We start from the raw sequence: 19,244 nt of genomic DNA on the forward strand, positions 1-19,244 counted from the left end.
CAGCAGCGCCGGGCGGCCGTGGCGCGCGTCGGCTTCGGCTTCGGCCATCGCGTCGGCGTACAGCCGGGCGCATTGCTCGGGGCTGTGCGCGGTGTGCAGCAGCTGGGCGGCGGCGGCGCCCAGCGCCTGGCGGCGGCCGGCGTCGTCGCGCAGGCCGTCCAGCGCGGCGGTCAGCGCCGGCAGTTCGAAATGGTCGGCCAGCTGCCACACGGCGTCGGCGGGTAGCGCCGCCATCGAGCCGTTGGCGTTGACGATGGTGGCCAGGCAGTAGTTCATGCAGTCGAGCACGGCGGCCGAGGTCTCGCCGCGCGACACGCTGCGCAGCTGCACGCCGATGTCGGCGGCCTGCAGATACTGGTGATAGACGGCTTCGTCGGTCCAGCCGGCGATGCGGATGCGCTCGTGGCCGGCGATCGCGGCGCTGACCTGCGCGCCGTAGTCGCCGCCGTGGTTGGCGCCCACCAGCACCAGTATGCAGCGCGGATCGGCGTGCAGCCGCGAGGCCAGCCAGGCCTGGATCAGTTCCAGCGTCAGCTTGGTCGGCGCGATGAAGCCGAAGCTGCACGCCAGCAGCGCGTCGTCGGCGATGCCCAGCGCCCGGCGGGCGGCGCCGCGGTCCTGCTGCGCCGGCAGCGCGCGCGGCAGCGGCACCACGTTCCAGTTGGCCGCCGCCTGCGCGCCGTACCACTGGCGCGCCAGGCCGCGCGCGTGTTCGGAATGGACGATGACGCGGGTGGCGTCCTGCAGCACCGCCAGGTTGCACGGATAGCGGTCGCGCGCGGCGTCGGTGCCGTCCGGCTGCTGGCCGGCCAGCAGCGCCGGATAGCCGTGGCTGTCGAACAGCGCTTGCGACCAGGCGCCCGGCATGCCGCCGGTCATCTGCTCGTAGGCCAGCACGCTGCTGAGGAAGAAGTCGTGCAGCACCACCACGCCCGGATGGCGGCGCAGCAGGCCGAACATGTGGCTGTGGAAGGGGCTGTTGCCGAACTGGTAGAGGATCTGGTCGTAGTCGCCGGCGTGCTGATCGAACCAGGCCACGTCGCGCCGCGGCAGCGCGGCCAGCGCCGGCGGCAGGGTCAGCTTGTCCTGCTGCAGCACCAGCTCGATGTCGAAGTGGTCCAGCAGCGCCGGCAGCAGCTGCGCGGCGTAGTCGGCGATGCCGGTGCGCTCGGGCGGCAGCGGCGAGACGAAGGCCAGCTTCGGCTTGCGCGGGGCCGGGGCGGGCTGGCCTGCGCCGGCCTGGCCGCGCCAAGCCTCCAGCGCGCGCACGGTGCGCTGCGCCGTCGCGTCCCATGAGAAGCGCGCAGCCTGCCGGCGGCCGTGCTCGCGCAGGCGCTGCTGCAGGGCGGCGTCGGTCAGCACTTCGGCGATCTTGGCGGCGATGGCGGCCGGGTCGCGGGCATCGAACATGGCTTCGTCGCAGCCGATCACTTCCGGGATGCTGGTGTTGTCGGCGCCGATCACCAGCGCGCCACAGGCCATTGCCTCCAGCGCCGGCAGGCCGAAGCCTTCATGGCGCGACGGGAACACGAACAGCGCGGCGTTGCGGTACAGCTCGATCAAGTCGGCGTCGCTGACGTAGCCGGTCAGGATCAGCTCATCGGTGGCCAGGCCGGCGCGGGCGGCGTGCGCCAGCAGCGTGTCGCGGTCGTGCTGGCCCAGCTTGCTGGCCACCAGCAGCTGGTGGCCGTTGCGCACCACCGCCGGCAGCAGGCTGTAGGCGGTGATCAGGCCGTCGATGTTCTTGCGCGCGTCGAAGCCGCCGGGCGCGTACATCAGCATCGCGCGCGTCACGCCGAAACGCTGGCGCAGCGCGGCCCAGCGTTCCGCGTCCGGCGCGGCCGGGCGGAAGCTGTCGTCGACCGCCGTGGAAATGGCCACCACCTGCTGCGGCGGCAATTGCAGCGCGTCGATCGCTTCCTGGCGCGAGTAGTCGGAAATCGACAGCAGCAGGCCGGCCTGGCGCAGCGAGGCGATCTTGCGCTCGTAGTAGCGGCGCTGGGCCGGCGTGCCGAGGTAGGCGTCCGGATTGAGGAAGGGGATCAGGTCGTACAGCACCACGGCGGTGCGCTCGGCGCCGGCAAAGCCGCCGACCGACACCACGGCGTCGTCGACGAAGCCTTCGAACAGGCTGGTCACCAGCACCGCGTCCGGCCGCAGCTGGGCGATCGCGTATTCGCGCAGCAGTTCGGCGGCGCGGGTGCGCGCGCTGTTTTCTGGATGCAGCTCGGCCAGCGGACCGGCCACGTCGAACACGCAGATGCGCTCGGGCGGCACCAGGTCGGCAAAGGCGGCGCGCAGGTCGGCGATGGCGTCGGCCAGCGCGCCGTTCAGCAGCAGCCACACTTCATGCTGGCCGGCGTTGCGCGCCACGCCCAGCGCCAGCGCCAGCGAATAGCGGCCGATGCCGCGGAAGCGGCTTTCGGACTGGGCTCCCTGCAAATCGATGACGATACGCATCAATGTTTCCTTGTCTTGAGCGCGGATTGGAGATCGTGGTAGATGCGCAGCGCGCGCGGCGACAGGTCGCCCAGCGGCGCCGGCGGTTCAGGCGGCATCGTCTGGCTGGCCTGGACGGCGGCGTGGTACAGCATCGCCTGCAGGCGTCCCTGCAGGCCGGGCACCCGGGCCAGCAGCGGCTGCAGCAGGCGCTTGACGCGCGGCCGGCGCAGCGCGGCGCGCGCCACGCGCAGCAGCAGGGCCTTGGCGCGCGGCCGCGCGGCCGCGCGCGTATCGCGCACCCAGCCGCCGACCATGCGCCACGGCGCGGTGATGCGCCACGAACTGCTGGCCAGCAGCGCGGCGATCTGTTGCTCGGCCTGGGCGCGTTGCGCCGCCGCTTCCTGGCGCGCCTGCTCGGACAGCTGCGCCGCATGGGTGGCGTGCTGTATCGCCTGTTCGGCGCCGTGCATGCGGCCGTCGAGCGCGGCCAGCGCGCGCGCCAGCTCCTCGTTGCGGGCGTCGTTGCGCTGGCTCAGGCGGGTCACGCCCTCGAGGCCGGATTCGGCGCCGGCCAGGCGCAGCTTGCTGTCGATGGTGTGCTGTTCCAGCTGCGCCAGCGCGGCGCGCAGCGCGTCGTCGCGCCCGGCCAGGCGCTGCTCGAAACGCTGCGCCAGCTGGCCCAGCGCCAGGCCGTAGCCGGCGTCGAAGGCGCTTTCAAACGGCGCCAGCACGGGGGCCTCGGCATCCTTTTGCGCCACCACGGCGTAGTCCGGGCTGACGTCGTTGAGTACGTTGATCAGGCCGATCGGCGCGTCGCCCCGCAGCTCCGCCTGTTCCTGCAGGCGCACCACCTTGTGGCGGCCGAAGCCGCCGAACTCGGTGACGAAGGCCAGCAGCTGCGGCGGCAGCGGGCGCAGGTGGGTCGGGTCGAGGTAGAAGCTGGAGGCGCCCACCACCAGGTTTTCCGGGTTGGGCGTTTCCATGATCAACAGGCCGCCCGGCAGCAGCACGCGCTGGGCCTCGGCCACCAGCGTCTGCAGCAGTTCGAACGGGATGTGCTCGACCAGATGGAAGGCCGACACCAGCGCCAGGCTGCGTTCGGGCAGCGCGCGCAGGCAGGCGATGGCGTCGCCCAGCTCGACGTCGAGGCCGCGCTCGCGGCAGGCCGCCAGCATGCCGTCGTCGAGGTCGACGCCGTGGGCGCGGAAGCCCTGTTCGCCCAGCAGTTCCAGCCATTCGCCGCGGCCGCAGCCGAGGTCGAGCGCGGCCGGCGGATCCTGCAGCGCGGCCAGCGGGGCAATGAAGGGCTGGTAGGCGCGCAGCCTGTCCTTGATGATGTCGCGCGAACCGCGGTAGCGGTCCTCGAAGGCGCGGTAGAAGCCGGCGCTCATCGGGCGATCTCGATCGCCGGTTCCATCCAGCTGGTGCCGGCAAATGGTTTGCGGTTCATGTTCATGACGATAAACAGCAGCGCCAGGTCGCGCCACTCGTAGTTGTCGGCCAGGTGGGTTTCGCTGCTGGTCAGCGCGGTGGTCACCGAATAGCTGCCGGGGCCGAGGTTGAGCGGGAAGCGGAAGCAGTATTCGATCTGCTCGCCGGCGTTCAGCTCGGTCAGCGGCTGCTCCATGTGGTGGGTGTTGGTGCCGTAGATGTGCTGGCCCAGGCGGTCCTTGATCATATAGCCCAGCACCAGGCGCGGCAGGTCGGCGTGGACCTGGACCTTGATGCGCAGCGTGACCGGCACGCCGACGTTGACCACTTCCAGCGGCGCGCCGTCGGCGCTCTCGAGGCTGATGGCGGTCACCGTCGCCTTGCCGTTGCCCGAGCTGGTCTGGGTGCGGCCGTCGGCGGCGGTGGTCTGCTCGATGTTGACGCCGTCGCGCTCGGCGATCAGCGCGTTGTAGTAGTCCATCACTTCTTCCGGCTTGCCCTGGAACGCCAGGTGGCCGCGGTCGAGCAGGATGGCGCGGTCGCAGATCGACTGGATCGCGGCGCGGTCGTGGCTGACGATCAGCAAGGTGGTGCCCAGCTTGCGGAACTGGCGGATGCGCTCGAAGCTCTTGTGCTGGAACCAGGCGTCGCCCACCGACAGCGCCTCGTCGACGATCAGCACGTCCGGCCGGCGCACGGTGGCCACGCTGAACGCCAGGCGCATCTGCATGCCGGATGAATAGACGCGCACCGGCTGGTCGATGTAGTCGCCGATGTCGGCAAAGGCTTCGATCTCCGGCATCAGCGCGCTGATCTCCTCGACCGACATGCCCAGCAGCTGGCCCGCCATGTAGGCGTTCTGGCGGCCGCTGAACTCGGGATGGAAGCCCATGCCCAGCTCCAGCAGCGCGGCCACGCGGCCGGTGATGTGGACGCTGCCGGTGGTGGGCTGGGCGGTGCCGGTGATCAGCTTGAGCAGCGTGCTCTTGCCGGCGCCGTTGATGCCGATGATGCCGACCGCCTCGCCCGGCGCCAGCTCGAAGCTGACGTCCTGGATCACCCACTTGAGGCGGTGGCGCCGGCCCAGCGACGGCAGCACCCACTCGGCCAGCCGTCCCCAGCGGTTGCTGTATTGTTTGTAGGCCTTGCCCAGTTGTTTGACGCTTATGGTGCCCATGGTGTGCTCTCGGTGTGGCGCTTACAGTTCATCGACCATCTCGCCGGCGCGCTTGCGGAACAGCTGCAGTCCCAGCACGCAGCAGGCCAGGCCCAGCACGGCGGCCGGCAGCAGGCTGCCCCAGTGCGGCAGCTGGCCGTTGACCAGCACCTGCTGGTAGGCGCCGATCACCGCCGCCATCGGGTTCCACACCAGCAGCGCGCGCACGCCCTCGGGCAGCGCGCTGGCCGGGTAGACGATGGGCGTGAACCAGAACCAGAACTGCAGCACGATGCTGAAGAACTGGCCGACGTCGCGGAAGAAAACGTTGAGCACGCCGAGAACCATGCCGAGCCCGATCGAGAACAGGATCTGCAGCAGCAGCACCGGGAACACGGCGAAGTAGACCCAGCCGGGAAAGCTGCCGGAGATCAGCAGGAAGGCGGTGAACAGGCCGAAGATGATGGCGAAGTTGACCAGCGCGTTGAGCACCACGATGATGGGCAGGCAGATGCGCGGGAACTGCAGTTTCTTGATCAGGTTGGCGTGGTCGATGAACACCGACTGGCTGCGCCCGGTGATCTCGGCAAACAGGCCCCAGGTCAGCGCGCCGGCGCACAGGTAGATGCTGTAGGCGAAGGTGGCGCTGCTGCCCTGCAGGCGGCTGCCCATGACCTGCGAGAAGATCACCGTGTAGACCACGATCATGGCCAGCGGGTTGAGCACGGTCCAGGCGGCGCCCAGCAGCGAATTGCGGTAGCGCGACTGGAATTCGCGCTGCACGCTGCCGAACACGAAGCCGCGGTAGCGCCACAGGCCGCTGAACATGGCGCGCGAAATCATCGTGCCGCTCCGGTCTGGCTGGTGGACCGGCGCGTGGCGCGGCGGTGGAGCGGGCAGGTGGTTTTCGTCATGGTGCGGTGGCGCGCGGGCCGGGTGGCAAAGCGGCGGATTATAGCATGCCGCCCCTGCGCACCAGAGCGGGCCGGGCCGGCCGGGCGCGCGGCCACGGGGCGCGGCAGCGCGGCCGATTGCTATATAATCGCGGCTCGTCTCCCGTCACTAGTCCCAGCCACCTCCCATGATCAAAATCCACCTGCAAACCGACGCCGCCGCCGTCCCCAGCCCGCCGCTGCCCGTGACCGAAGCGCGGCCGGCGCCGGTCAACGACTGGTCGGTGCAGCCGGAGGTGTTTTTCCTGGAGCTGACCAACCACTGCAATATGCACTGCACCTTCTGCCCGTCGGACTACCTGAAGAAGGAGCGCGGCAACGCCGACGACGAGCTGGCGGTGCGCTTCATCGAGCAGGTGCGCGACCTGGGCATGAACAAGCCGATCCAGTTCAACGTGCTGGGCGAGCCGCTGCTGAACAAGAAAATCTACAAGTACATCGACCTGTGCGAGCAGTACGGCATCGAAGTCTATCTGATCAGCAACTTCGCCATCCTCGACGCCGAGCGGGCCCGCAAGATCTTCCAGCACAACAACGTGGCGCTGGTGCTGAGCCTGCAGACGCCGACCGAGGATTCGTACCAGCGCATGCGCGGCTACGACAAGCTGAACTTCCAGCAGTATTTCGACCGCATCTTCCCCGCGCTGCGCGAAAAATTCGCCAACGGCAGCGAATCGCGGGTCGAGGTGCACGTGACGTCGACCTCGAACATGCGCACCGACTCGACCATCCAGTCCGACTTCGAATTCAATATGTGGGACCCGTTCGCGCTGGAGGACAAGGACGCCTTCGTGCTGGAACTGCTGAACCGCTTCGACGGCTATGCGGAGCAGCTGCGCGCCGAGTTCCCCGAACAGTTCGCCACCGAGCACGCGCGCGCGCTGGACCAGTACGCCGAGCAGATCGCGCGCAACCACCTGGCCGCCAGCCGCGACACGGTGCCCGAGGGCGCGGTCGACATGACCGAGGACCGTTTCTGGGGCTATATGTTCGCGCCGAACTGCTTCATCCGCTTCAAGACCTTCGGCCTGTGGACCAAGGAAGAGTCGTTCATGAAGACCTTCCTGCCGAAGGAGTCGCTGGTGTACGTGGAAGAGCGGGTCGAGGCGCTCGACTGCTCGATGGCGCACAACGTGTCGATGCTGGCCGACGGCCAGATGTCGCTGTGCTGCCTGGACTACGAGGGCGAGATGGGCCTGCCGAACCTGCGCGACACCTCGATCGTCGAACTGCTGCGCGCGCCCGAGCGCGAGGCCATCGCCAAGGATTCGATGAAGGCCGAAGTATGCCGCCGCTGCCAGGGCAATATCTTCGTGTTCGATACCGAAGCCAGGGACGAGCGCATCACCCGGATCGACAAGTTCGGCCGCGGCTGGCATGCGTTCGAGCCGGACATGAACGGCATCGGCGGACGCTGGTCGAACGGCAACGCCTGGTCCTATTTCCTGGCGCGCCAGGACAGCAACATCCTGGCCTTGCGCATCCTGAGCATCTACGATTCGTCGACGCCGATGACGGTGCAGGTGCGCGAATACGACGAGGCCAGCAAGGAATTCGGCGACGTGGTCCAGCAGCAGGTGTTCTTCGGCGTGCAGAACCGGCTGACCGAGGTGGAGTTGCCGGTGCTGCTGAAGCCGGGGCAGCTGTACCGCATCGATTTGCTGTCGCCGACGTTTGTCCCGGCAGAAACGCATGGCGGCGACGACCGCCGTGCGCTGGGCCTGATGCTGTTCGACGCGAGCGTGCGCCAGGGCGAATTGAAGCCGGCGGCGCCGGCTCCGCTGGTCGAACCCGAGCCCGAGCCGCTGCCGGCGGCGCCGGCCGTCGCGGCGGAAGCCGACGCGGCCACCGGCGGCCGCTTCAAGCGCTGGCTGTCCGCGCTGACCGGCAAGGCCTGACGCCTGCCGCGGCTGCCGCTAGCTCTGCGCCAGTTTCTGCAGCGCTTCCGGGTTGACGATGATCAGCCGGTGCGTGCCTTTCTTGATGATGCCCTGCTGGACCAGCGTCAGCAGCGTGCGGGTCACCGTCTCGCGGCTGGTGTTGATCATGTTGGCGATGTCCTGGTGGGTCGGCAGGTTCTCGACCACCTCGATGTCGTCGCTCTTCTTTTCCTTGACCAGCTCGAGGAAGCTGTAGATGCGCTTGGCGGTGTTGTGGATGCTGAGCAGGGCGCGGAACTCCGAGTCGCGCTGCACCTTGGCGGCCAGGAAGCGCAGCATCTGGTTGGCCACCGACGGCGAGTGCGAGAACAGGTGCAGCGCGGTGGCGCGCGGCAGCAGCGCGATCAGCACCGGCGTTGTCGCCACCACCGAGGCCGAGCGCATGGTGCCGTTGATGACGGCGATTTCGCCGAAGAAGTCGCCCGGCGCCAGCATGCGCAGGCCGATCGCGCGGCCATCCTCGGTGATGTCGACCACCTGCAGCTGGCCTTGCAGCAGGAACAGCAGGCTGTCGCCGCTGGCGCCCTTTTGCAGCACCACCTCGCGCTTGGCGTACTGGCGGATACGCAGGTCGGAGCGCACCATCAGCATTTCTTCTTCGGTCAGGTTGGCCAGCAGCGGGATATTGCGCAGGTGAATCTGCAGGTTGACCGGCTGCTCGCTTTCCAGCGCCGCCGCCACCGGGTCCACTGGGAGCGCGGCGGCTGGTTCTTGCTCGGGCGCCGTCATGCGGGCGGCGCCGCGACGGCAGCGGTGGTGGTGCGGGTTGGAATCATCGGTCTGCTAAAAGTTGTCCCAGCGCCAATTGAGCTGGATTGCATGGCTATTATATTGAAACAACGAGATGTTTTCCTGATTTCTTACCGCGCGCCATTCCAGCTGCAGGGTTTGATGGGTGCCCATCGGCATCTGCACGGCGGCGCGCAACTGCCGCGTGTCCTGGTGGCGGACGATGTCGATCAAGTCCGGCGAATACACATCGCTGCTGCGCCAGGCCTGGCGCGACCAGCCCAGTTCGCCCTTCAGATTCCACGGCAGCGGCTGGGTCAGCTGCAGCGCGCCGTACCAGCCCTGGCGGTTGCCGCCGAGGCGGCCGTTCTGGCCCTGGTCCGACAGGCCGCTGAGCGAGAATGACACCTGCTGCGTGCCGCGCCAGTACAGGCTGGTGCCCAGTTCCAGCGTGTTGGAGTCGTACTTGGTGCGGGTCGGATAGCGTACATGGCTGAGGCTGGCCAGCAGCGACCATTGCAGGTTTTCCGGCAGGTTCAGCGGCGGCGTGGCGCGCACCTGCACCTGCTCCTGGCGCTGGTACAACTGGCGTTCCAGCTGCAGCGCGCTGACCGCGACCGTGCCGTAGCCGCGCCAGGCGCCCAGTTGCCACGGCCGCTCGTAGCCCAGCAGCAGCGAAGCCGAATCCTGCTGGTGCACGTGGTCGTTCTGGCGCATGCGCAGCTGGGCGATCAGCAGCGAGCCGGTCTCGTCGAGCTGTTGCAGGTAGTCAACACCAGCCGTCGTCACATGGTCGGCCTTGGGCAGGTAGTCGGGTCCCAGGTCCCATTGCGTCAGCGTGCTGCCGCTGCCGGTGGCAAACTGGTTGCTGCTGGCGCCCTGGTTGATGTTGTTGTCGTAGCCGCGCCCCAGCGACAGCGCCCATAGCGGGCGCCACGACGGCCTCGTGTTGCAGCCGCGCGCGCGGTGGTCGTCGATCAGCTCCTGGATGGCCGGCGGCGGCTTGAAGCGGGTTTCGATTTCGCGGAACAGGCGTTCGGCCTCGGCGCCGTGACCCAGCGTGCACTGGCTGAACGCCAGGTCCAGCCAGGCGCCGGCGTGGCGCGGCTCGTGTTCCAGGAAGCGCAGCAGCAGGGCGTTGGCGCGCTCGGGCTGGTCGGCCGCCAGCGCCCGCATCGCCTCCAGATACAGCTCTTCCTGCTGAACCGGCGGGTAGGACGGCGGCTGGTCGCCGGGTTCGGCCGGCGCAGCGGCGGTTTCGGTGTCCGGCCCCTGCGGCAGCGCCTGGGCGGCCGCCGGGGCGCCGCTCCACAGCAGCGGCAGCAGCAGCGCCAGCAGGGGCAGGGATTTCAGCGCGCGCATGGCGCGTCCTCGAGGGTGTACAGATTAATCGGGTGCTCCTTGCCGCGCAATACGCGCTGGCCCAGTTGGCGGAAACGGTGGCGGCTGGCGCGGCTCACGGTTCCTTCGCCGATGATGATGTCGTAAGGATAGTCGCGTGCCGCCTGTTCCAGCCGCGAGGCCGTGTTGACGCTGTCGCCCACCGCAGTATAGATGCTGCGCATGGCGGTGCCAAAGTCGCCCGCCATGGCCAGCCCGCTTTCGATGCCGATGCGCACGCGCAGCGGCGGCTGGCCGGTGGCGGCGCGGCGGGCGTTGAGCTCCTGCACCGCCAGCAGCATGGCGCGCGCCGCGTCCAGCGCCAGGTTGGCGTGGTCGGGATTGGGCAGCGGCGCGCCCCAGAACGCCACCATGCCGTCGCCGGTGTATTTATCCAGCGTGCCGCGCAGCGCCAGGACCGGGCGCGTCAGGCAGTCGAGGAAGTCGGTGGTCAGGCGCGCGGCCTCCTCGACCGGCAGCGCCTCGACGTGGGTGGTATAGCCTTCCATGTCGGCGATCAGCGTGGTCACCTGCAGCTGGCGCGGCGCCAGCGGGTCTTCCAGGTTGCTGCGCAACAGCTCGTCGACGACGTCGCCGGCCACGTACTGGCGCAGCGTGTCGAGCAGGCGGCGCGAGCGCGTCTGCGCCAGCTGCCAGTGGAACGGCACCGCCACCATCAGCAGGAACAGGTTGGACAGCAGCGGGCCGGACGGGCCGAAGGCGGCGTCGTGCGGGGCGATGGCGTAGGCCAGAAGCAGCCACAGCGCCGAGCTGGCGGTCAGCAGCGTGATGTTGACGGCGGCGGTGCGGCGCGGCAGCGTATAGGTGGCCAGCGTCGTCACGCCCAGGCAGAACAGCAGCGCGATCAGGCTGCCGGGCCAGGGCGCCGGCGCCAGGCCGGCCTGGCTGTCGAGCAAGCCGGTCAGCATGGAGGCGTGCACCATCAGCCCGGCGCTGAGCGCGCCCAGCGGCGTGGCGACGCGGTCGCCGATGCTCAGCGCGGACGAACCGATCAGCACCAGCCGGCCCTGGATGAATTCGGGCGGCACGCGCTGGTCCAGCAGGTCGGCGGCCTTGGCCACGGTATAGGCCTCCCAGGAGCGCGCGTACGGGATGCGGACCCAGCCGGAGGCGGTTTCGGCCAGCGGACGGCCGCCGGCGCAGCAGTCCAGCAGCGCGCGCGACAGCGTCGGGTAGCTGCGGCCGTTGAAGACGGTGCGCATCGGCACCTGGCGCAGCACGCCGTCGGTGTCGGGGGCGACGCCGATGTTGCCGAAATGAGCCGCCTGCGCCAGGCCGCCGTGGTTGGCGATGTAGCCGTAGGCGGGCACGGCGCCGGGGGCTGCGCCGGGCGCGCCGCCGGCCAGCACGCCGCTGTGCAGCGGATCCTCGCGCTGGCCAAAGTCGAACAGCTGCGCCACCACCAGCGGCGCATGCTGCGACAGCATGGCCATGCGCGCGTCGCCGGCCGCATCGGCCGGCTTTTCCTGCAGGATGTCGAGCGCCACGCCGCGGGCGCCGTCGGCCAGCAGCGCCTCCACCATTTCCGCCATGCGGGTGCGCGGCCACGGCCAGGGATAGCGTTCCAGGCTGGTTTCGTCGATGTCCACCAGCAGCACGCGCTGTTCCGGCTGCGCCGTCGCGTGCAGCACCGTGTAGCGGTCGCGCAACCAATTATCGAGCCGCTGCGCCGCACTGCCGTGGTCCCACTGGACCCAGGCGGTGATCAGCAGTGCGGCAATGGCGATGCAGCCGCGTGCGACGGAGGTGGATGGAAACGGAATGCGCAAAATAACGGCTGATCCAGGTGGGTGCGGCGGCTCACAGGCCGCACAAAATAAAGTGATTGCTAAGGTAGAATAGTCGCCCAGTATAACGGCTTGTGCTTGGAAGGAATAGTGCGTATTGGTATTTTTATATCGCTTTCGTCCGTCCCGGCCGCAACTGTCGCGGCAGCCTCCGGTCAATTGTATCCAAATGAAAGAATGTGACCCGAGTCACATACTTTCATCGAGGATAGCGGACAATGTAGGCTGAGGGAGATACTTATTATGCGCAATCAATTTCACACCATGTTAGCGGCCATGCTGCTGGGGCTGGGGATGCTGGCATCGGCCGCCCAGGCCGGCGAAGCCGGGAAGCTCGTGTTCGTCACTGGCCAGGTCAGTGTCGCCGCGCGTCCCGCCGTGCTCGACGCCGCCGTGCAAGAGGGTGACGAATTGACCACCGGCGCCGATGGCTATGTTTATGTCAAGACGGTCGACCAGGGTTTCCTGGTATTGCGGCCGAACAGCAAGGCGCGCATCGTCGCCTACCATATAGATACACAAAATCCGGCTAACACCCGCGTCAAGCTGGAGTTGCTGAGCGGCGTGGCGCGCAGCATTTCCGGCGTCGGCGTCAAGCAGGCGCGGCAGAACTTCCGCTTCAACACGCCGGTCGCCGCGATCGGCGTGCGCGGCACCGACTTCGTCGTCTATACCGACCAGCAGACTTCGCGCGTGACCGTGATCTCGGGCGGCGTGGTGGTCAGCGGCTTTGCCGGCGGCTGCGGCCCCGAAGGCGGCGGCCCCTGCGAGGGCGGCGCCAGCCGCGAACTGTTCGCCGGCCAGGCCGGGTTGATGCTGCAGGTGCAGCGCGGCCAGACCAGCCCGCAATTGTTGCGCAGTCCGGTGATGTCGCCGGCCGACCAGGGCGCGCCGGCGCGTCCGGATGAGCCGGTTGGCAAGGTTGGCGCGAGCAATCCGAGCACCGATGTCAATCTCGACGCGCAAAAATCCGGCAATGCGCTGACCAGCGGCAAGCAGATCACCCAGACCACCAACCCTGGCGGTAATGGCGGTGGCGCGTTGGTGCCGCCCCAGGTGGACCAAAAACCGGACGCGGATCAGCCGGTGGTGACGCCCCCGCCAGTGGTGGTGGTGCCGCCGGTACTGCCGCCGGTCATCGTGCGCGGCCCGGAGGAAGTGATCTGGGGGCGTTACCAGGCGATTGCCGGCGGTTCGCCGGATGCCGAGGTGCAGGCCAAGCTAAGCGGTGGTACCTACGCCGCGCAGGAATTCCTGGGCGCTTATCAGATCGCCCGTCTGAAATCGACTGCGTATGTGGCGCCAAGGGAAGGCACGGCTTCGTTCGTGCTGACCGGCAGCGATGCGGTGCTCCAGCGTACCGGCCGCGATGCGGTGCAGGCGGCGGTGGAAGATGCGCATCTGGATGTCGATTTCGGTACGCGGACCTTTAAGACCGGCCTGACCGTCGTCGGCGACGAGTTGCGGGTACCGGTGAACATTAATGGCAATATCACCAAAACGGGCGAGCTGGTGAATACCACCTTATTGACCGATTCCAAGATCAAAGGTTATCTGGGCGGAGCCAATGTGGAAGAGGCTGCCTATTTGTTCCAAGTTAAATCCAGCACGGTGACCGTCAACGGCGCCACCAAATGGAGCCGTTAATATCAGCTGGCATTGGTCGGAGCGCGCTCTGAAACGGCTCCGGCGCTGTAGTCGGACTAAGAAAACGGGTAATGTTGCAACAGCAGCATTACCCGTTTTTGTGTATACCCGGCACCTGTGATATAAAGGCGGCCGGATGGGGCTGATAGCGCAATGTTAATGTGATTATTTGTGAATATTTAAAGATATTGCATAAATATGCAGCAGATAATTTACAACTAGTTGCAAAGTCGGAAGAAAAACATTTGATTTGTGACGCCCGTCACAACAATTGTCCCTTGGTATGGCAATATACTCCCACCTTCTGCAAAAAGGGTTCAGTGTCATACGGCGCTGTATGCTCTGAACTGCGGAAATTTATGGTTTAAACCAAACTTTTTAAGGAACTAACATCATGGCGGCAACTGATTACGCAGCAATCGTACAACAACTGTACATTTCCTACTTTGGCCGTCCTGCCGATACCTATGGTCTGCAGGCCTTCGAAGCCCAACTGGCAGCCGCGGATACCGACGGTAGCCTGACCACCACCGCAGCCGTGGACGCGTTTGTTCAAGCTAACCCAACTTCGGCAGTTGCCAAGCTGGTTGCCAGCTTCAACACCGCTCCTGAATCGGTTGCCCTGTACGGCACCGGCAACGACATCCTGTCGATCTCCAAGTTCGTCAACGCGATCTACAACAACGTGCTGCACCGCGATGCTGACACCGAAGGCGGCACCTACTGGATCAACGCCATCGTTTCGGGCAACCTGAGCAAGGCAAACGCCGCTCTGGCCATCACCAACGGCGCACTGGCCAACACCAGCGCCCAAGGCCTGATCGATGCAGCCCTGGTCACCAAGACCGCCGCTGCCGCTGCCGACTTCACCACCTCGCTGGACACCATCCCTAAGATCAACTCGTACTCGGGCGACGCTGCTGCTGCTGCCGCACGTGACCTGCTGAAGCAGGTGGACTCGACCACCGACCTGACCGCTTTCCACGCAACCATCGTTAGCTCGATCACCGCTCTGATTCCTCACCCAGTTGTGAACACCCAGCTGACCGCTGGCGTGGACGTACTGACCGGTTCGACCGGCGACGACGTGTTCTTCGGCGCTAACACCGGTTCGGCCACCACCACCACCTGGAGCGGCCTGGATTCGATCAACGGCGGCGCTGGCAACAACACCCTGACCCTGACCGACACCAACGGCGGTATCGATCTGTCCCTGGGTACCGTCAAAAACATTCAGACCCTGAACGTGCAATCGACCGGTGCCCTGGCTTCGAACGCTGCTGACGTGTCCGGCTTCACCGGCCTGACCGCAGCAACCTTCCTGCTGAAGTCGGCAGCTGTACAGACCATCACCGCTGGTGATGCTACCGCAGTGACCGTGTCGAACACCGCTGGCGCTACCGTGGTTGGTGGTGCATCGATCAACGTCACCTCGACCGGCTCGACCGCTGCCGCTGCGACCTCGACCGCCGCTGCTGCTCAAGCTGCCGCGACCGCTGCTCTGCAAACCGCTGTTGCCGCTGCTGCCGATGCTACTGCTGTTGGCGTGCTGACCACTGCTGCAGTGACCGCAGGCACCCTGACCGCCGCTCAGAAAACCACCATCGATACCGCTGCTGGTACCTCGGTCGCTGCTGCTGCCACCGCAACTGGCACCATCGCTACTGCTGACGCTACCACGGCCGCTACCGCTGCCGCTACCCTGCTGACCTTCAACGTCGGCGCAACCTCGAACAGCGCGCTGGCTAGCGCAACGATCAAAGGCGGTAACACTGTTACCCTCAGCGATGGTGGCAACAGCACTCTGAAATCGGTAACGCTGGATGGCAATGCTGGCGCCGCTACCCTGACCGGCAAACTGCTGACCTCGGTATCCGTGGCTAACACCGCGCAAAGCGTAACCATCAACAACAGCACCACGGCTCATGCTGAAACCATCACCCTGAACAAGGTGACTGGCGGCACGATCACCGACGCAGCTGCTAAAACCCTGACCGTGACTTCGACCGGCTCGTCGTCGTCGGGCGTGACTATCTCGGCTGCTGCTGCAACCGCCGTCACCCTCGCTGGCGACAAGGCTCTGAGCGCTACCCTGACCGCTGGTCTGGCAACCGCTGTTACCCTGACCGGCGCTGGTGGCTTCACCGGCACCTTCGCTGGTGTTGACGCTGCTGCCGTGATTACCGCAACCGCATCGACCGGCGCAAACAAAGTGACCGTTGGCGCTGGCCAATCGTACCTGGGTGGTTCCGGTGTTGACACCGTCACCATCGCTGCAGCTCCTACCGCAGCCATCAGCGGCGGCGCCGGCACCGCTGACGTTCTGGTTGCCAACATCGCTGCTGACTTCAGCGCTTCGGGCAACACCAAGATCTCGGGCTTCGAAACCCTGGGTCTGGGCACCCTGGCTGATGCACACCTGTACGACGCAACCGGCTTCACCCACCTGCAAGTGGCTAACGCCATCGCCGGTGCCGCTACCTTCAACAACGTAGCCGCTGGTACCGACCTGGCGTTCTCCGCTGCTGCTGGTCAAGTTGTGACCTACGCACTGGCCAGCACCGTTGGCACCACCGACGTGCTGAACGTTTCGCTGAAAGGTTCGACCACCGCTGCTGCTACCAACTCGCTGGCTGCCGCTGGTATCGAAACCGTCAACATCACCACCAACGACAGCAACTCCACCGCAGGCCACACCGCCTTCGCTGGTCAGCTGACCCTGGCTGATTCCGCTGTGACCACCATCAAAGTGACTGGCACCATGGGCCTGACCCTGGTTGACACCGCCGACGTGGCAATCACCTCGGTTGATGCATCCGGCGTTAGCGCTGGCGGCTTCATCTGGACCACCGGCGCCCTGACCGCAACCAGCGCTGCTGTAACGATCAAGGGTAGCGCTGCTGGTGGCGACACCATCAACGCCGCTGCTGTTATCGGCAAAGGTGTGACCATCACCGAAGTCGCTGGTACCAACACCATCACCGGTTCGTCGACCATCGCTAGCACCCTGACCGGTGGTACCGGTGCTGACACCATCCACGGCGGTGCTGGTAAAGACACCATCGTTGGTGGTGGCGGTGCCGACGTTATCAACGGCGGCGTTGGCGCTGACCTGATCACCGTGTCGGGCAACACTGCCAAGATCGTCCAAGCAATGGGCGATTCCGGCGTGAACACCTCGACCACGATCCAAACCGCTGAGCTGACCTCGACCTTCGACGTCATCAAAGGTCTGGTTGCTGGCGACAAGATCGATCTGGGCAATGCCAACATCATCACCGGCACCACCACCCTGGCAGGTACCAACCTGGCAGCTGGCGCCGACAACACCGCGGTGTTCTCGGCTGGTACGTACGATGCGGCTAACGGCGTGTTCACCTACGGTGCCGCTGGTACCGACACCGCCCTGACCTACGATGCTGACTCGAGCGGTGGTACCCACTTCGAGACCATCATCCTGGTTGGCTACCACGCAACCACCGCTGCAACCACCGTTGCAGCTGGCGTGTTCACCGTGTAATTAATATTCCTCGCGGAATAGCATTACTCTGAAAGGCCGGGCGCAAGCCCGGCCTTTTTTCATCGGCAGCGCGTTCGCGCCGCCTGTAAAAATTATCAATACAACTATTGATTAATTTTCTTCCTTGCCGTCTGTTTTTAAAAAACACGATAAATGTGTGGCAAAATGTGATTTGCATCACATTTTGGTGCGCAGTTGATCTATAATCTCTCGCCTAACATAAATATTGCAGTGTCTTGCGCCGAGCTCGGCTCTGACCTGCCACGTCACCGCTGCAGCTGTTGTGATCACCTGCCTGCCGCTGTACATTGCTACATACACTGGACTGTACCAAGCACTTACATGAAAAAACTCCTCACTCCCAAGAATGAAATTCAGCAGGTATTGTCTGATTTTCGGGGCACGTTCTATACGGTCGGCACCTTCAGCGCGATCACCAATTTGCTGATGCTGGCGCCGTCACTGTATATGCTGCAGGTCTACGACCGCGTGCTGAACAGCCGCAACGAGATTACGTTGCTGATGCTGACGCTGCTGATGCTGGGCGCCTATCTGGCGATGAGCGCACTCGAACTGATACGCAGCTTCGTGCTGGTGCGCGTCGGCGCACGTTTCGACATGCAGCTCAACAAGCGCATTTACACGGCCGCCTTCGAGCAAAACCTGAAGCGCGCCGGCGGCAACGCCGGCCAGGCGCTGCAGGATTTGACCAATATCCGCCAGTTCCTGACCGGCAATGCGTTGTTCGCCTTCTTCGACGCGCCATGGTTCCCGGTCTACCTGATCGTGATCTTCTTCTTCGAGCCGTCACTGGGTGTGTTCGCGCTGTGCGGCACCGTCATCCTGGTGATCCTGGCGTACGTGAATGAAAAGGTGTCGCACAAGCCGCTGGCCGAAGCCAACAGCATGTCGATCGCCGCCAACACCTTGGCCACGAATAATCTGCGCAACGCCGAGGTAATCGAATCGATGGGCATGCTGCCCAACCTGATGTCGCGCTGGTTCAAACTGCACGGCAAGTTCTTGACGCTGCAAGCCGAAGCGAGCGAAAAGTCGGGCAAGGTCAACGCCGTGACCAAGTTCGTGCAAGTATCGCTGCAGTCGCTGGTGCTGGGCTTCGGCGCGCTGCTGGTGATCGAAGGAAAAATCACCTCGGGCATGATGATTGCCGCGTCGATCCTGATGGGCCGCGCTCTGGCGCCGGTGCAGCAGGTGATCGGCGTATGGAAATCATGGAGCAGCACCCGCAGCGCCTATGAGCGCCTTACCGCTCTGCTGGAAACCAATCCGGCGCGGCCGGCCGGCATGCAGTTGCCGAAACCGGAAGGCCGTATCACTGTCGAAGGCGTATCCGCCGCGCCGCCCGGCGCCAACCTGCCGGTGCTCAAGGGCGTCAATTTCGCCATCGCACCGGGCGATGCGCTGGGCGTGATCGGCCCCAGCGGTTCCGGCAAGTCGACGCTTGCGCGCCTGCTGGTGGGCGTATGGCCGGCGATGATGGGCAAGGTGCGGTTGGATGGCGCCGACATCTTCCAATGGAACAAGGGTGAATTGGGTCCATACATCGGCTACCTGCCGCAGGATATCGAATTGTTCGCCGGCACCGTCAGCGAAAACATCGCCCGCTTCGGCGAGATCGATGCGGACAAAGTGGTACAGGCGGCGCAGCGCGCCGGCGTTCACGATCTGATCCTGCATCTGCCACAGGGCTACGATACCAGGCTCGGCGATGGCGGTGCCGGCCTGTCCGGCGGCCAGCGCCAGCGTCTGGGCCTGGCCCGCGCGATGTACGGCGATCCGTCGATCATCGTGCTTGACGAACCGAACTCCAATCTGGACGAAGTCGGCGAACAGGCCCTGGTCAACGCGATCCAGGATTTGCGTCAGCGCGGCAAGACCATCGTATTGATCACCCACCGGACTAGCGTCATCAGCATCACCAACAAGCTGCTGTTGCTGCGCGACGGCGTGGCGGAAATGTTTGGCCCGACCAATCTGGTGCTGGCCAAACTGCAGGAAAACACGCAAAAGGCCTTGCAGGCGCAGCAGCAAGCGCAAGCGCAGCAGCAAGCCCAGGCACAACAAGCACAGGCACAGCAGGCCCCGACTCCACAAGAACAGGAGTTGGACGCGCAGCGCAAGGCACAGACCGACGCGCAGCTGGCACAAGTACATGCGGCCCAGGCGGCCGAGGAGCGCGCGGCCCAGGCCGCCGTCGAAGCTAAGGAACAGGAATAA

At 65.7% G+C, this 19,244-nt stretch carries 11 protein-coding genes; 4 read left to right on the forward strand and 7 right to left on the reverse strand.

Annotated elements, in window-relative coordinates; translation table 11 throughout:
* The 4 genes from ABWW33_RS29840 to ABWW33_RS29855 all read right to left on the reverse strand — a co-directional run.
* Nucleotides 1–2,460: glycosyltransferase (locus tag ABWW33_RS29840; protein WP_353405061.1), on the reverse strand; the 2,460-nt coding region annotated here is incomplete at its 3' end.
* The gene (locus ABWW33_RS29845) at nt 2,460–3,833 is read right to left on the reverse strand and encodes a class I SAM-dependent methyltransferase (protein ID WP_353405062.1); all 1,374 of its coding nucleotides are present in this window, start codon (nt 3,831–3,833) and stop codon (nt 2,460–2,462) included. The genes ABWW33_RS29845 and ABWW33_RS29840, both read right to left, overlap by 1 nt.
* On the reverse strand, nt 3,830–5,050 hold the full coding sequence (locus ABWW33_RS29850; RefSeq protein ID WP_353405063.1) for an ABC transporter ATP-binding protein: 1,221 nt from the start codon (nt 5,048–5,050) through the stop codon (nt 3,830–3,832). Before ABWW33_RS29850 ends, ABWW33_RS29845 begins: the two co-directional genes overlap by 4 nt.
* Before the next feature lie 21 nt (nt 5,051–5,071).
* Complete coding sequence (locus ABWW33_RS29855) at nt 5,072–5,872, reverse strand: ABC transporter permease (RefSeq protein WP_353405065.1); 801 nt, start codon at nt 5,870–5,872, stop codon at nt 5,072–5,074.
* Between the two features lie 238 nt (nt 5,873–6,110).
* Here ABWW33_RS29855 and ABWW33_RS29860 point away from each other — a divergent pair, with 238 nt between their 5' ends.
* Complete coding sequence (locus ABWW33_RS29860; RefSeq protein WP_353405067.1) at nt 6,111–7,880, forward strand: radical SAM protein; 1,770 nt, start codon at nt 6,111–6,113, stop codon at nt 7,878–7,880.
* Nucleotides 7,881–7,898: 18 nt separating this feature from the next.
* Here ABWW33_RS29860 and ABWW33_RS29865 read toward each other — a convergent pair whose 3' ends face one another.
* The 3 genes from ABWW33_RS29865 to ABWW33_RS29875 are packed head-to-tail and all read right to left on the reverse strand — an operon-like array spanning nt 7,899 to nt 11,821.
* Nucleotides 7,899–8,651 (reverse strand): Crp/Fnr family transcriptional regulator, encoded by a 753-nt coding sequence (locus ABWW33_RS29865; RefSeq protein ID WP_353405069.1) that lies wholly within the window; start codon nt 8,649–8,651, stop codon nt 7,899–7,901.
* A 54-nt stretch (nt 8,652–8,705) separates the two neighbouring features.
* A complete protein-coding gene (locus tag ABWW33_RS29870; protein WP_353405071.1) occupies nt 8,706–10,013 on the reverse strand; it encodes a tetratricopeptide repeat protein in 1,308 nt (435 codons plus the stop codon).
* Nucleotides 10,001–11,821, reverse strand: coding sequence for a CHASE2 domain-containing protein (locus ABWW33_RS29875; RefSeq protein WP_353405073.1), 1,821 nt, complete (start codon nt 11,819–11,821; stop codon nt 10,001–10,003). Before ABWW33_RS29875 ends, ABWW33_RS29870 begins: the two co-directional genes overlap by 13 nt.
* A 261-nt stretch (nt 11,822–12,082) precedes the next feature.
* On the opposite strand from ABWW33_RS29875, the gene ABWW33_RS29880 reads away from it, so the two are divergent.
* The 3 genes from ABWW33_RS29880 to ABWW33_RS29890 all read left to right on the forward strand — a co-directional run bounded on the left by ABWW33_RS29880 (nt 12,083) and on the right by ABWW33_RS29890 (nt 19,244).
* Nucleotides 12,083–13,486 carry a FecR family protein gene (locus ABWW33_RS29880; RefSeq protein ID WP_353405075.1) on the forward strand — a complete coding sequence of 468 codons (1,404 nt, stop codon included), beginning with the start codon at nt 12,083–12,085 and terminating at the stop codon, nt 13,484–13,486.
* A 394-nt stretch (nt 13,487–13,880) separates the two neighbouring features.
* Nucleotides 13,881–17,006 carry a beta strand repeat-containing protein gene (locus tag ABWW33_RS29885; RefSeq protein ID WP_353405076.1) on the forward strand — a complete coding sequence of 1,042 codons (3,126 nt, stop codon included), beginning with the start codon at nt 13,881–13,883 and terminating at the stop codon, nt 17,004–17,006.
* A gap of 342 nt (nt 17,007–17,348) precedes the next feature.
* On the forward strand, nt 17,349–19,244 hold the full coding sequence (locus tag ABWW33_RS29890) for a type I secretion system permease/ATPase (protein WP_353405077.1): 1,896 nt from the start codon (nt 17,349–17,351) through the stop codon (nt 19,242–19,244).

Origin of the sequence: Duganella hordei (assembly GCF_040369125.1) — a bacterium.
Lineage (GTDB): Bacteria > Pseudomonadota > Gammaproteobacteria > Burkholderiales > Burkholderiaceae_D > Rugamonas > Rugamonas hordei.